General features: G+C 66.1%; 12 protein-coding genes and 1 tRNA gene. 6 read left to right on the top strand and 7 right to left on the bottom strand.

Annotation, left to right across the window (positions count from 1 at the left end; genetic code table 11):
- Positions 1 to 33 precede the first annotated feature (33 nt).
- The 3 genes from ACFSXZ_RS32385 to argS all read right to left on the bottom strand — a co-directional run bounded on the left by ACFSXZ_RS32385 (position 34) and on the right by argS (position 4597).
- Complete coding sequence (locus tag ACFSXZ_RS32385; RefSeq protein ID WP_378269407.1) at positions 34 to 1335, bottom strand: homoserine dehydrogenase; 1302 nt, start codon at positions 1333 to 1335, stop codon at positions 34 to 36.
- 166 nt (positions 1336 to 1501) lie between these two features.
- The gene (lysA, locus tag ACFSXZ_RS32380; protein WP_378269405.1) at positions 1502 to 2935 is read right to left on the bottom strand and encodes a diaminopimelate decarboxylase; all 1434 of its coding nucleotides are present in this window, start codon (positions 2933 to 2935) and stop codon (positions 1502 to 1504) included.
- Between the two features lie 6 nt (positions 2936 to 2941).
- Positions 2942 to 4597, bottom strand: a complete 1656-nt coding sequence (gene argS / locus ACFSXZ_RS32375) for an arginine--tRNA ligase (RefSeq protein ID WP_378269403.1) — start codon at positions 4595 to 4597, stop codon at positions 2942 to 2944.
- 70 nt (positions 4598 to 4667) lie between these two features.
- Between argS and ACFSXZ_RS32370 the strand changes: the two genes are divergently transcribed.
- From ACFSXZ_RS32370 to ACFSXZ_RS32360, 3 genes are all read left to right on the top strand, one after another.
- On the top strand, positions 4668 to 5468 hold the full coding sequence (locus ACFSXZ_RS32370; RefSeq protein ID WP_378269401.1) for a DUF3105 domain-containing protein: 801 nt from the start codon (positions 4668 to 4670) through the stop codon (positions 5466 to 5468).
- Positions 5465 to 6172, top strand: a complete 708-nt coding sequence (locus ACFSXZ_RS32365; protein WP_378269399.1) for a DUF305 domain-containing protein — start codon at positions 5465 to 5467, stop codon at positions 6170 to 6172. Before ACFSXZ_RS32370 ends, ACFSXZ_RS32365 begins: the two co-directional genes overlap by 4 nt.
- 165 nt (positions 6173 to 6337) lie before the next feature.
- Positions 6338 to 6410, top strand: a tRNA-Arg gene (locus ACFSXZ_RS32360).
- A gap of 129 nt (positions 6411 to 6539) precedes the next feature.
- Here ACFSXZ_RS32360 and ACFSXZ_RS32355 read toward each other — a convergent pair.
- Together ACFSXZ_RS32355 and ACFSXZ_RS32350 are read right to left on the bottom strand one after the other, a co-directional pair.
- Positions 6540 to 6680, bottom strand: a complete 141-nt coding sequence (locus tag ACFSXZ_RS32355; protein ID WP_378269397.1) for a hypothetical protein — start codon at positions 6678 to 6680, stop codon at positions 6540 to 6542.
- Between the two features lie 20 nt (positions 6681 to 6700).
- On the bottom strand, positions 6701 to 7234 hold the full coding sequence (locus tag ACFSXZ_RS32350; RefSeq protein ID WP_378269395.1) for a hypothetical protein: 534 nt from the start codon (positions 7232 to 7234) through the stop codon (positions 6701 to 6703).
- Positions 7235 to 7313: 79 nt separating this feature from the next.
- Between ACFSXZ_RS32350 and ACFSXZ_RS32345 the strand changes: the two genes are divergently transcribed.
- Positions 7314 to 10265 carry a tetratricopeptide repeat protein gene (locus ACFSXZ_RS32345; RefSeq protein ID WP_378269393.1) on the top strand — a complete coding sequence of 984 codons (2952 nt, stop codon included), beginning with the start codon at positions 7314 to 7316 and terminating at the stop codon, positions 10263 to 10265.
- A 294-nt stretch (positions 10266 to 10559) separates the two neighbouring features.
- Positions 10560 to 10739, top strand: a complete 180-nt coding sequence (locus ACFSXZ_RS32340; protein ID WP_378269391.1) for a hypothetical protein — start codon at positions 10560 to 10562, stop codon at positions 10737 to 10739.
- A gap of 16 nt (positions 10740 to 10755) precedes the next feature.
- Here the strand turns inward: ACFSXZ_RS32340 and ACFSXZ_RS32335 are convergent, their stop codons facing one another.
- Together ACFSXZ_RS32335 and ACFSXZ_RS32330 are read right to left on the bottom strand one after the other, a co-directional pair.
- On the bottom strand, positions 10756 to 11667 hold the full coding sequence (locus tag ACFSXZ_RS32335; RefSeq protein WP_378269389.1) for an alpha/beta fold hydrolase: 912 nt from the start codon (positions 11665 to 11667) through the stop codon (positions 10756 to 10758).
- Between the two features lie 267 nt (positions 11668 to 11934).
- On the bottom strand, positions 11935 to 13191 hold the full coding sequence (locus ACFSXZ_RS32330) for a cytochrome P450 (RefSeq protein ID WP_378269388.1): 1257 nt from the start codon (positions 13189 to 13191) through the stop codon (positions 11935 to 11937).
- 222 nt (positions 13192 to 13413) lie between these two features.
- On the opposite strand from ACFSXZ_RS32330, the gene ACFSXZ_RS32325 reads away from it, so the two are divergent.
- The gene (locus ACFSXZ_RS32325; RefSeq protein WP_378269386.1) at positions 13414 to 14136 is read left to right on the top strand and encodes a leucine-rich repeat domain-containing protein; all 723 of its coding nucleotides are present in this window, start codon (positions 13414 to 13416) and stop codon (positions 14134 to 14136) included.
- Positions 14137 to 14141 lie beyond the last annotated feature (5 nt).

Below are 14141 nucleotides of genomic sequence, written 5' to 3'. Positions count from 1 at the left end.
TTCCTTGACAGCCGCGGATCGACATCAGGCGTATCACTGGTCTTCGCCTTCCACCCTCATGACGCTGACGACTTCGTGCACTACGTCCATTTTGCCGATTTCCTCCACTGTGGCCTCCAGGGCCGCGTCCGGAGCCAGGTGCGTGACGATGACCAGGCTCGCGGTGGAGGTGCGGTCGCGCTGGCGGACCGCCGCGATGCTCACGTCGTGCGCCGCGAACACGTGCGCGACCTGCGCGAGCACGCCCGGCCGGTCCGCCACGTCGAGGCTGACGTGGTAGCGGGTCGGGGTCTGCCCCATCGGCCGCACCGGGAGCGCCGCGTGCGCGGATTCGCGGGGCCCTCGGCCACCGAGGACCCGGTTGCGCGCCACCGCGACGAGGTCACCGAGCACCGCGCTCGCGGTCGGCGCGCCACCGGCGCCCTGGCCGTAGAACATCAGCTCGCCCGCCGCGTCCGCTTCCACGAAGACCGCGTTGAACGCGCCGCCCACGCTCGCGAGCGGATGGCCACGCGGGATCATCACCGGATGCACCCGCGCCGAGACCGACTCGGTGCCGTCGTCGGCCGTCACGCGCTCGCAGATCGCGAGCAGCTTTACCGTGCGGCCCAACGCTTTCGCGGCGGCGATGTCGAAAGAGGACACTTCGCCGATGCCTTCGCGATGCACGTCCGAGGCGGTGACCCGGCTGTGGAACGCCAGCGATGCCAGGATCGCCGCCTTGGCCGCCGCGTCGTAACCGTCCACATCGGCCGTCGGGTCGGCCTCGGCGTAACCGAGCCTGCTCGCCTCTTCCAGTGTTTCCGCGTACCCGGCACCCGTGGAGTCCATTGCGGACAGAATGAAGTTGGTGGTGCCGTTGACGATTCCCATCACCTTGGTGATCCGGTCACCGGCGAGCGACTCCCGCAGCGGGCGCAGCAACGGGATGGCGCCGGCCACGGCGGCCTCGAAGTACAGGTCGGCACCGGCCGAGTCGGCGGCCTCGGACAGCTCCGCGGAGTATTCCGAAAGGAGCGCCTTGTTCGCCGTCACCACGGATTTTCCCTTGCGCAGCGCGGCAAGCAGCCAACCGCGGACCGGCTCGATGCCGCCGATCAGCTCGACCACGACGTCCACATCGGACTCGACGAGCCCCGCCGCGTCGGAGGTGAGCAGATGTTGCGGGAGTTCCGGGTGCTTGCCGGGACGGCGGACCGCGATCCCGGCCAGCTCGACCGGCGCCCCGGCACGCGCGGCGAGCTCGTCGGCCTGCTCGGTCAGCAGCCGCGCCACCTCGCTGCCGACCGTGCCGCAGCCGAGCAGCGCAACCTTGACCGCCTTGCCCTCAGTCACAGCGCCTCCTTCTTCGCGATCTTGCGCGCGACCGCGATCGTGTCGACAGGGCGCTGATGAAGAGGGCAAGTTACGTGCCGTTCGAGGGCGCCCCGCCGCCCCGATAGCGGGGCTTCGCCGGCGCGCGCTCTGTGGTTGATCGGACGGCCGCGAGTAGACACTGGCATTACAGCGCCTCCAGGTGCAGCAGGTCTTCCACCGTCTCCCGGCGCAGCAGCAGCCGCGCCTGGCCACCGGCCACCGCGACGACGGCCGGACGGGGCTGCCGGTTGTAGTTGCTGGCCATCGAATAGCAGTAGGCCCCGGTGGCCGCCACGGCGAGCAGGTCGCCCGGCGCGAGGGTGCCGGGAAGCCAGCAGTCGCGGACCACGATGTCACCCGACTCGCAGTGCTTGCCCACCACGCGCGACAGCGCCGCGCCCACGCTCGCTCCCCCGTCGTCGCTCGACCGCGACACCAGGCGGCAGTCATACACCGCGTCGTAGAGCGCGGTGCGGATGTTGTCGCTCATGCCTCCGTCGACGCTGACATAACGGCGCTCGTGGCCGTGGCCGAGAGCGACGTTCTTGATGGTGCCCACCTCGTACAGGGTCACCGTGCCCGGCCCGGCGATCGCCCGGCCCGGTTCGACCGCGATGCGCGGCACCGGGAGACCCTCGTGCTCGCATTCCTTGGCGACCATCGTGCGCAACTGCTCGGCCAGGTAAGCCGGCGGTGGCGGATCGTCGTCGGCGGTGTAGGCGATCCCGAGGCCGCCCCCGAGGTCCACGGTGGTCAGCGAAGCGAGCGCCTCTTCGCCGTGTTCCTTGCGCAGTTCGGAAAGCAGGCCGATCACGCGCCGGGCCGCGACCTCGAACCCGTCGGCGTCGAAGATCTGCGAGCCGATGTGGCTGTGCAGGCCGACCAGTTCCAGCGACGAAGCGTTGAGCACCCTTCGCACCGCCTCGGCGGCGTCGCCCGCGGCGAGCGAGAAACCGAACTTCTGGTCTTCGTGCGCGGTCGCGATGAACTCGTGGGTGTGCGCCTCGACGCCGACCGTCACGCGCACCAGGACCTGCTGCACCACGTCGAGGCGGGCCGCCACGTCGGCGAGGCGGGCGATCTCGAAGAACGAGTCGACCACGATCACGCCGATCCCGGCCTCGACGGCCAGCTCCAGTTCGGCACTCGACTTGTTGTTGCCGTGGAAGGCGATCCGCTTCGGCGGGAAACCCGCCCGGAGCGCGACCGCGAGCTCACCGGTGCTGCAGATGTCCAGGCTCAGGCCCTCTTCGGCCACCCAGCGCGCGACTTCGGTGCACAGGAACGCCTTTCCGGCGTAGTGCACCAGTGACGGGTCGCCGAACGCCCGCGCGTGCTCGGCGCAGCGCGTCTTGAAGTCGTCCTCGTCGATCACGAACAGCGGCGTGCCGTAGGTCTCGGCGAGCTCGCGAACGTCCACACCGGCCAGACGGACGACCCCGTCATCGCCCCGGGAAGCGTTGCGGGGCCACACTTCCGGGTGCAGCCGGTCGAGTTCGTCCGCTGTGGACGGTGGGAATCCGGAGGTGTCCGCGTGCGGATGTACCTCGGCGTGCAGGGGTCCAGCGGGATGCGCCATCGCCGATCACATCCGTTCCGGCGCCGAGACACCGAGCAGAGCGAGGCCGTTGGCCAGCACCTGCCGGGTCGCCTCGCACAACGCGAGGCGGGCGAAGGTGAGCGGGGTCGCCTCCTCGTCTCCCTGCGGGAGCACGCGGGCCACGGGGTAGAACTTGTGGTAGGCGCTGGCCAGGTTCTCCAGGTAGCGGGCCAGGCGATGCGGCTCGCGCAGTTCGGCCGCGGTGCGCAGCACTTTCGGGAACTCCCCGATCGTGCGAATCAGATCACCTTCACGCGGATGGGTGAGAAGCCCCAGGTCGGCGCCGGCGTCCAGCTTGAGCCCGAGGTCTGCCGCGTTCCGTTGCAACGATGCCAGCCGGGCATGCGCGTACTGGACGTAGTAGACCGGATTGTCGTTGCTGTGCTTGCGAAGCAGGTCCAGGTCGACATCCAGGCTGGAGTCGACCGAATAGCGCGACAGCTCGTACCGCGCGGCGTCCACGCCGACCGCCTCGACCAGATCCTCGATGGTGATCACGGTGCCGGACCGCTTGCTCATCCGCACCGGCTTGCCGTCGCTGACCAGGTTGACCATCTGCCCGATCAGTACCTCGACCACGGCGGGGTCGTGCCCCAGCGCGGCCGCGGCGGCCTTGAGCCGGGCGATGTAGCCGTGGTGGTCGGCGCCGAGCATGTAGATGCACAGGTCGAAGCCGCGGCCGATCTTGTCCTGGAGGTAGGCGATGTCACCGGCGATGTAGGCGGGCCGCCCGTCGCTCTTGATGACCACGCGGTCCTTGTCGTCGCCGAACTCGGTGGAGCGCAGCCACCAGGCGCCCTCCGCGTGGTAGAGGCGGCCGGAGGTCTTCAGCTCCTCGACCGCACGCTCGACCGCGCCGCTGTCGTGCAACGAGCCCTCGTGGAAGTAGACGTCGAATTCGGTGCCGAAGTCCCGCAGGCTTCCCTTGATGTCGTCGAACATCAGGGAGATGCCGATGGACCGGAAGGTCTCGTTCCGCTCGTCTTCCGGGAGCGACAGCGTGCTCGGCTCGCGGCGGATGACCTCGGCGGCGATGTCGCGGATGTAGGCGCCGGCGTAGCCGTCCTCGGGCGCGGGCTCACCCTTGGCCGCCGCGATGAGGGATCGGACGAAACGGTCGATCTGGGCGCCCGCGTCGTTGAAGTAGTACTCACGGGTGACTTCGGCGCCCTGCGCGGCGAGGATGCGGCCGAGCGCGTCGCCGACCGCGGCCCAGCGGGTGCCACCGAGGTGGACCGGGCCGGTCGGGTTCGCGGAGACGAATTCGAGGTTGATTTTGCGCCCGGCGTAGATGTCGCCACGACCGTAGGCATCGCCCGCGGCGAGCACCTCCCGGATCTGCTCGCCCTGCGCGTCGGCGGCGAGCCGGAAGTTCAGGAAGCCGGGGCCGGCGACCTCCGCCGCCGCCACGCCGTCGGATTTGGCCACCTCGTCCGCGAGGGCCTGCGCGAACTCACGCGTCGCCAGGCCGGCCTTCTTGGCCACTTGCAGGGCGAGATTGGTGGCGTAATCACCGTGTTCGGGGTTGCGGGGTCGCTCGATCGTGACCTTTTCGGGCAGGACGGCATGGTCGAGCCCGCGTGCGGAAAGTACCTGCACAGCGGACGAACGAACGAGGTCGGCGAGCACGGCGGGAGTCACCAGGCGAGTGTATGTGGCCGTGCGCGAGCCGCTGACACGGACCGGACAGCCTGTCCTTAGAATCGCGGGTATGGCCAGCGGCACGAAGAAGAAGCCCACCCCGAAGAAGGTCGCCAAGGCGACCCGCGGTTCGGTGGTCACCAAGCGTGGCGTGCCCTGGGGCACGATCATCGCCGTGGTCGGCGTAATAGCGCTGGCCGCCGTCGTCGTCACCTATTACCTCGTCCAGTCCGCGCCGAAACGCGCGCTGGCCGAATGGGTGCCCTCGGCGAGCAACCCCGACCCGTCGACCAAGCTCAGCGGGATCGTGACCAAGACCTACACGGGCTCGGTGCACGTGCTGCCGACCGAACGGGTCGCCTACGACCAGTCGCCGCCCTTCGGCGGTCCGCACGACGGTTACTGGGCCGCGTGCACCGGCATCGTGTACCCGACCGCGGTGCGCACCGAGAACATGGTGCACTCGCTGGAACACGGCGCGGTGTGGATCGCCTACAACCCGGACAAGGTGACCGGCGACGCGCTGAACAAGCTCAAGGCCAAGGTCACCGGCAAGCCGTACTCGATGATGTCGCCCTATCCCGGGCTCGACCGGCCGATCTCGCTGCAGTCGTGGGGCCACCAGCTCAAGGTGGACAGCGCCGACGACCCGAAGATCGACGAGTTCATCACCGCGCTTCGCCAGAACCCGAACACCCACCCCGAGGTCGGCGCCTCGTGCGACGCGCTCGGGCCTGGCGCGTTCGACCCGAGCAACCCGCCGCCGTTCGATCCGACGCCGCCCGGCAAGGACGCGAAGCCGATGGACTACAAGGGTTCCGGCGGAACCCAGCAGGACATGGGCAAGCCCTCGACGGCGCCTACCTCATGACGCGCACCGAGGCCCCGGAGGAGGTTCCCGAGATCCGGTCGCCCTCGTCGCGGGTGATCGTCATCGGCGCCTCGGTCGTCGTGGTGCTGCTGCTGGGCGCGGTGCTCGGGATGTTCCTCACCCAGCGCGCGCTCAGCGGCGGCGAGCAGGCCACCCCCACCGCGGGCTCGGTCGACGTCGGGTTCGCGCAGGACATGTCGACGCACCACACCCAGGCCGTCACGATGGCCAACTGGGAGCGTGATCACACGGCCGATCCCGAACTCCGGCAACTCGCGTTCGACATCCAGAGCACCCAGCTGGAGCAGATCGGCCGGATGAAGGGCTGGCTGATGCTGTGGAACCAGCCGGAGCAGGCGGTCGGCGCGAACATGGCGTGGATGCAGCAGCCCGCCGGCCACGACGGCATGGCCATGGGCGGCACCCAGGCCGCCGGAAACGGCGCCCTGATGCCCGGCATGGCGACGAACGACGAGCTGACGAAGCTGCGCACGTTGTCCGGCAAGGACCTCGACGTCTACTTCCTGCAGCTGATGCTGCGCCACCACCAGGGCGGCGCGGGAATGGCGCAGTACGCGCACGACCATGCCTCGGTGACCGCGGTCCGGACGCTGGCGCAGAGCATGCTGGTCTCCCAGGGCGCCGAGATGGACCTGATGCGGCAGATGCTCACGGCCAGGGGCGCCCAGCCGCTGCCCTCCTGATCGGACGGCCGACGTTCGGCGTCGCGTCGGCCGTTTACCCCTCTTGACATATAGAGATATGCGCGTATGCGCAGCCGGACCGAGCTCACTTCCCCGAAAGGGTGGGGCTCCCGCAGGGCGCCTGAAACCGATGCGCTAGGCTACTACCCGTCGCACAGCGATAAAGCCCTCGTAGCTCAGGGGATAGAGCACTGCCCTCCGGAGGCAGGTGTCGCAGGTTCGAATCCTGCCGAGGGCACCCCCATCCGAACCTGAAAACCGGCCCTGACCAGCGCGAACGTCAGTCAGGGCGGCATCCCTACCTTTCCGGCTTTCTCCGGTCACGCCCGGCAATACCCGGCCAGTTCTGCCCAATGTCTGCCCAGGCTCACCGCTCGGTGCCGTGACCAAGGGCCGCTTGGACGCGTCGGCGCGCCACGGCGTCCTGTCCGTAGAGGCACGCCGCGTAGACCTCCATCAGCACGGACAGGGAGTGCCCGGCCCACTCGGCAACGGTCGCCGGGTCCACTCCCCCGGCCAGCCAGGTGCTTACGCGGCATGCCGGAGATCGTACGGCCGGCGGGCGAGCGGCGTTGCTTGCGCTTCCTTGGTGAGCGCGAGCTCCCGCGCGGCCCGCCACACCCGGGTATAGGTGATCATCGGGACTTCTCCGCCTCTTTCCCCGCAGAAGAGGCGGCCATCCGGCCCGTATCCATAAGCCCCGGTGTGGTGCCACAGCAGCGCAGTCAACTCGGGTGGAATCGGAACCGGGCGGCCCTCCCCTACCGACCGAGATTTCAACTGACGCTTGTCCCGGGGCTTCCCGCTGCCGGTCCAGCGCTTCCCAGCGTGAGGTTCGGCCTCGTCGAGGTGGAATTCCCCCCATCCGTACTCGTACTCTCCCTTCGCGCCGTTCCATTCCGGTTCGGGGATCGACAGGTTCCGCTTGTTGAGCGCGGTCACCTCCTCCGGCCGGAGTGCGGAGGAGTACATCGCACCGAAGAACGCTTCGAGCCTTGGGCCGCTTCGCTGGACTTCGCGGACGGCGAGCATCAGCGTCCTGTCTTGAACGTAAAGTGGCACCGGGGCGCGTAATATTCACGCCTATCCTGGCGACTTGGGTAGAGCAGACGTGGCAGATCGCTGACAGGGGGAGTGACGCGTGACGGGCAAAGGGCCTGCTCTCCGTGAGATCATCAAGAGACGGCAGCAGGCCAACTTCGTGGGCAGGCGAGAACGGCTGACCGAATACGGCGCGAACCTGCGGCTTCCTCTAACAGACGCCCATCGCGTCGTCATTTTCAACGTTCACGGGGTCGCCGGCGTCGGCAAGACGTTTCTCACCCAACGGTTCCAGCAGGTCGCTGAAGAAAACGCGGTCGCCTGTGCCTACGCGGATGAGAACTGCTTCGATGTCGTGGAAACACTGACCACTCTGGCCGCCGACTTCATTCGACAAGGCCTTACTTTCCGTCGCTTTTCGCAGAAATCGGAGACCTACCGACAACGCCGACACGAGGTCGAGTCGGACCCCAAGGCGCCAGCGGGCGCGTTCCTGACCAAGACAGCGGTGGGCATCGGGCTGAGTGCAGCCAAAGGCGTGCCGGTCCTTGGCGCGTTCGCTGACGTTGTCGATGCCAAAGCCGCCGCCGAACAGGTCGACCGTTTCCGCATCTATCTGAGCGAGAAGTTCCGTCGTTCGGACGACCTCCAATTGATGCTATCCCCCGCTGAAGTGCTCAGCCGGGCGTTCGTCAACGATCTGACCCGACTGGCCGACACGCACCAGGTGGCGTTGTTCCTCGACACCTTCGAACGCACTTCTCCCTTCCTCGAAACCTGGCTCCTCGACCTCCTGGCCGACCGGTATGGCGAGGTACCGGCCAACCTCGTGCTCACGGTCAGCGGGCAACGACCGCTGGACTCCAACCGGTGGTCGCCCTATCGCAGCGTCATCGCGGACGTCCCGCTGGCCCCATTCACCGAAACCGAAGCCCGCGAACTTCTCACCGCGCGAGGCGTGCACGACGAACGGGTTATCAACGTCATCCTCACACTCTCCGGATGCCTGCCCGTCTGGCTGGCCACCCTCGCCGATCATCAGCCCAGCGACACGAGCAGCGTCGTGGACCCTAGCGACAGCGCCGTAGAACGATTCCTCAAATGGGAACCCAACGAAGAACACCGCGAAATCGCGCTCGCTGGCGCCTTGGCGAGAAAGCTCAATGAAGACATCCTGGCCGCGGCCTCTGGCAAAACCGACAACGTCCCCGACCAGTTCCGCTGGCTCCGCCAGTTGCCCTTCGTGACTGAAACCTCCGGTTCCTGGCGATACCACGACGTCGCCCGGGCACCCATGCTCCGGATCACCCGCAGCCTGTCAATCCAGAAGTGGCGCACCCGGCACCGCCAACTCGCCGAATATCACCGCAATGAACGAGAAGCACTGCGCATACCACAAGACGACGGTTGGACGGACACGACGTGGCAAGATCATCGCCTCGAACAGGCCTACCACGAACTGTGTGCCGAACCGACAGTGGCCCTTACCCGAGCTCTGACGGATGCGGTGAACGCCACCAAAGCCAGCATGACCATGGCCCGACGATGGGCCGCCATGCTCGTAGCGGCTGGTCAGGACTCCGGCGCGCAGAACGTTCTGACGTGGGGCGAGCGCCTGACCGAAGCCCTGCTAACCACCGACGATGAGGAGATCGCGTTCCTTACGACGCTGCTCAACGGTGACCTATTGGCCGATGACGCACGCGCAGAAGCCTTCCGACTACGCGGTAGAGACCACCGTAACGCTGACCGTTACGAGGCGGCACTGGCGGACTTCAACAACGCATTAGGTCTGAACTCCGAGTTGGAAAACACACTAGCTGGCCGAGGCGAGACCTACCGGCTGATGGGCCGCTACGAGGAAGCCCTCACCGACTTCACCCGCGCCATCGAACTCGACCCCGAAGATGACTGGGCCATCGGTAGCCGAGGAGAAACCTTCCAGGCCATGGGCCGCTACGAGGAAGCCCTTACCGACTTCACCCGCGCCATCGAACTCGACCCCGGCTACGCCTGGGCCATCGGTAACCGGGGACAAACCTTCCAGGCCATCGGCCGCTACGAGGAAGCCCTCACCGACTTCACCCGCGCCATCGAACTCAACCCCGGCTACGCCTGGGCCACCGGCAACCGAGGCGTGGTGTACCGGCTGATGGGCCGCTACGACGAAGCCCTTACCGACTTCACCCGCGTTAGCGAACTCAACCCCGACAGCGCCTGGGCCACCGGCAACCGAGGCGAGACCTACCGGCTGATGGGCCGCTACGAGGAAGCCCTCACCGACCTCACCCGCGCCATCGAACTCGACCCCGAAGATCACTGGGCCATCGGTAGCCGAGGAGAAACCTTCCAGGCCATGGGCCGCTACGAGGAAGCCCTCACCGACCTCACCCGCGCCATCGAACTCAGCCCCGACAGCGCCTGGGCCATCGGTAGCCGAGGAAGAACCTCCGAGGCCATGGGCCGCTACGACGAAGCCCTCACCGACCTCACCCGCGCCATCGAACTCAACCCCGAAGTAGCCCGAGTCACCGCCAATCGGGGCGTGGTGTACCGGCTGATGGGCCGCTACGACGAAGCCCTCACCGACTTCACCCGCGCCATGGAACTCAACCCCGAAGACGACTGGGCCACCGGCAACCGAGGAGAAACCTTCCAGGCCATGGGCCGCTACGAGGAAGCCCTCACCGACCTCACCCGCGCCATCGAACTCGACCCCGAAGACAGTTGGTGGGTTTACCTTTTCGGCATAACCCGGATTAAGCAAGGCTATCCGGCCGACGGAGCAGAATATGTGCAGAAGGCAATAAATTTGGCCGAGCACCTCCTTGAATCAGCCCCTCTGCTCCACCGAGCCAACCTAATCGTCTACTACGCGACCGTTGACCACTGGGACAAAGCGACACGCGAACTTGTAGTTCTGTTGAGGGAAGCACAAACATGGTTTCGATTCCATGAATTTTTAGCAGATTTGGGTCAACTATACAAATTACCCGGACTGGACCGCGGTTCGCTCGATAATTTAATATATTTAGCCAAGGGCTCGAATTGAGCATTGAGAACTTTTTTATACACAAACCTGGAGATGTCAGCGCCCTCACAGGCACACGTCCGCGCAAGTGCGCTGCAGAACGACATTTGAGCGTCGCACCCCCGATATACCCCGAAATCCGGTCCGCCACTGTGTATGACCCGGTCATCGCGCGTTTCAGACACCCATTCAAAACCCGTCCAGTGTGAGTTCAGATCTCACCAGAGGCACCCTGGTTGGCGGATGCCTTCGGTCCCCACCCCATATGGCCGAATACGGGCGTCAGCGTGCAATGCACGTGCGAGGTCAGCCGCCGTGTCCGAGCGCGGCCTGGACGCACTGACGGGCCACAACGTCCTGCCCGTAGCTCCGGACCACGACGAAAATCTTCACCTCCTCCGCACTCCACGGGACCCGTTCAAACAAGCGGGCGTGAAAATCGGTTTCGGCACCGACCTGCTCGGCGCGCACCACGACCTGGTTCAGCCGGCCTGACCGGCTTGCCGGATTCTCATGGCTGGAAGTAGCCGGAGATCGTATCGAGGATTCGATATCGAGCATCCGGGTGAGAGAAGCCGTAGTGCCCGAACGAAAAGTAGTGAAAGCGCGCGTCCGGATTGCGGTCCGCGAGCACGAGCGCGAAAGGAGCTTGGGAATCGTACGCGCCGCAGAAGATATCCAACGCTACGGGAATCGAGTAGTAGTCGAATCCCCAATCAGCGGCCGCCCATTTCATCTCGGCCATCATGGCAGGCGTGCCGGCGCGCTCCGCCATCACCCGCCAATGGAACTCACCGACATCCTGCTCGATCCCAGGAGGTGGTCCGGCCAGATCCAGCGGGTTGAATCCGTCGTTGTGGTGACGAGGTGCGGATTTCAGCTTGCGTATTCTGGGTACCGAGTTCTTTTCCAGCCTGGTGATGACCCATGGCAAGTATTTGATCAGGCGGTATCCCGCTGCCGCTGAACGGGAGCACACGCGCCTTGCCAGCGGGTCGAACCATGGAACCGTCGGATTGATGGGCACGGCGCCGAGAACGCGAGCCGACATGGAGGCGGCCACCGCCAACGTGATCAAGCCGCCGTTGGACTCGCCGAAGCAGGCGAACTGTTCGATTCTCAGGCTGTCGAGCAACTCGCTCAGATCATCCGAGTACGCCGCGACGGTGCGACCGGAGCAGAGCGTCGAGCCGCCGGCACCTGGCCGGTTCGGTGCGATCAGGCGGAGGTTTCTTCGGACGGCCTCCCGGTGGAAGAGGCCGGCCTCCAGGCTGGTGCTGCCACCACCGTGAAAGTACAGAACGGGTCTTCCGTCCGGCAGGCCAAATTCCTGCCAGGTCACCTTCCTGGCATCCGTCAGCGTCATTGACCGAGTCGGAGGATCGATCAACGGATCATTTTTCGGTGATTCGGATGCGGTCACGAGTCGTTCGTCTCCGGATCTTCGATGTGCGGCGTTCGAAAGAGAGCGCAGCCGCCCGCGAAGGTCCTAGGTGGGGCATGACCTGCTCCTTGTTCCGTGCGCACCCGTCGCGCCGTGCGTGTAAATCCAGAGGTGGCACCTTCGACTATTGTTGAAACGCACCGGATCGGCACGACTTCCTGAGTGTGAACACGGGCGCGCTACGTGTGTCGAGGTTCGGAAGGGTAAGTCCCTCCCCGCGTCGCGAGGGCAGACTCCCCCGGACGGTCAGTGGGAGCGTGGGAGGACTGACCTGGGCGCGACACGGGGTATCGACACAGTGATGGATTCCAGACCGTGAAACCCGACGTAGGCGTTCCACGTCGGCGTCGGATCCGCGCATACCTCGACGTCCGGCACCCTGGTCAGCAGGGTACGCAGGGCCACAGCGGTCTGGGTTCGCACCACTCCCGTGCCGATGCAGCGGTGCACGCCGTGGCCGAACGAAATGTGCTTGGGCCGCCTGCGGATATCGAGAACGTCCGGGTCGGTGAACTGCTTCGGGTCGCGGTTGGCCGAACCGATGAAGGGCAGCACCGGCTGTCCCTTCTCGAAATCACGTCCACGGAAGGTGAACGACTCCGCGGCCAGCCGTCCGATGTACTGCACCGGTGGATCGAAGCGCAGGAACTCCTCGACCGCCGCGGGCCACAGGCGCGGGTTGCCCATCAGCAGCCGTCGCTGTTCCGGGAAGCGATGCAGCGCCATCATCGCGTTGCCGATCAGATGCCGTGACGGCTCCACGCCCGCGAACATCATCATCACGCACTGCGCGCATGCCTCGGCTTCGGTGAAGCCGAACCCGTCGTGCCGCCGCGCCAGCAGTTCCCCGAGGAGGCTGCGATGGGGAACTCTGGCCATGTCGGCGGCGAGCTCCCGCAGGTACGCCATCAGCGCCTTGCCGCCGGCCCAGCCGCGCCGGACATCCTCGACCGTGAGCGCGCTGGCGCCGAACAGGTAGACGAGATCGTCGGACCAGCGATCCAATTGTTCGTGGTCGTCCTCGGGTGCACCGAGGAGCCTCGTGAGCACCATCGCCGGCATCGGCCGCGCGAAATCGGCCACCAGGTCGACCTTGTCGCGCCCATCCCACCCGTCGATGAGGTGGTCGACCACGTCTTGAACGACCCCGGCGATCCGCGTCGGGGAAAGGACCCGGAACACCTCGTCCAGCAAAGCGCGCCGCGCGGTGTGTTCGTCGCCCACGGAGAACCCTGTCCACATGCGCAAGAAGGTGACGAACTCGTCGAACTCGCCACGCTGCTCCTCGGGCAGCGCCATGATGGGCAGGGTGGCGCGGTTGTTGGTCAACCGCTCGTCACGCGCCAGTGCCGCGGCGTCCTCGTAGGAGAACAGAAGCCAGGAGCCGCCGTACATCCGCGAATTGTGGATCGGATCGCGTTCCCGGATTTCCGCGTAGACCGGGTAGGGATCGACGACGAGATCCGTATTGCTGAAACTGAATGCGCTCGGATCGAAAGCCATGACACTCCCTCATACGAGCCGTTCTCGATTACGGTGCACCGATGTGCGCCTCGTCGTGACCCCCGCACAACGCAAAGTAGCGGGAAGGACGTCGCGTGTCGCCGGTAAAGCCGGCCCTTTGACGAAGACTTGATCTTCGTCGAACACTGGGCTTCGGGAGGCGCTACGGTCACCGCCTCCCGGACGGCGACCGCGACGGCCAAGGCAACGAGGAGCGATAACGTGGGAAAAGCCTTGAATCTCTGGCGGCGCGACCTGGGAGAGGTGCCGGAATCGGTCTGGCTGCGGACGGACCTGGAGGTGCTGATCCTGGCGGACAACGGGTTGACGAAGCTCTCGCCCAAGATCGGACTGTTACGCCGCCTGCGCACGCTGGACCTGGGGCACAACGCCCTCGGCGCGGTGCCCGGCGAAGTGGGTGGGTTGCCGGCACTCACGAACTTCCTCTACCTGCACGACAACCGCTTGACCGGACTCCCCGAATCGCTCGGACGACTGACGGGGCTGCGCTACCTCAACGTCAGCGAAAACCGCCTCACCGACCTCCCGGAGACCATCGGCGATATGTGCGGTCTCGTCGAACTGCGAGTCCAGCACAACGAGCTGACCAGGCTCCCCGACTCGATCGGTCGCCTGTCCCAACTACGAGAGCTCTGGCTCCGCGGAAACGCCCTTCAATGTCTCCCGGCTTCCGTCGCCGGGCTGACGCAACTGCGTCACCTCGATCTTCGAGAGAACGCGCTGACCGAGATCCCCGAGTCCTTGGCTGAGCTCCCGCGCCTGCGCCATCTCGATCTCCGGTCCAACCACATCAAGAAGTTGCCCGGCTGGATTGTCCGAATGCCCTCGCTCGAGAAGCTGGACCTGCGCTGGAACGACATCGAGCCGGCCCCGCGGCTCCTCGACGGCCTCGGCCGACAGGGGTGCGTCGTCCTCAATGGGTAGACTCG

Origin of the sequence: Amycolatopsis pigmentata, from assembly GCF_042684065.1 — a bacterium.
Lineage (GTDB): Bacteria > Actinomycetota > Actinomycetes > Mycobacteriales > Pseudonocardiaceae > Amycolatopsis_E > Amycolatopsis_E pigmentata.
This window is presented reverse-complemented; position numbering and strand designations above follow the sequence as displayed.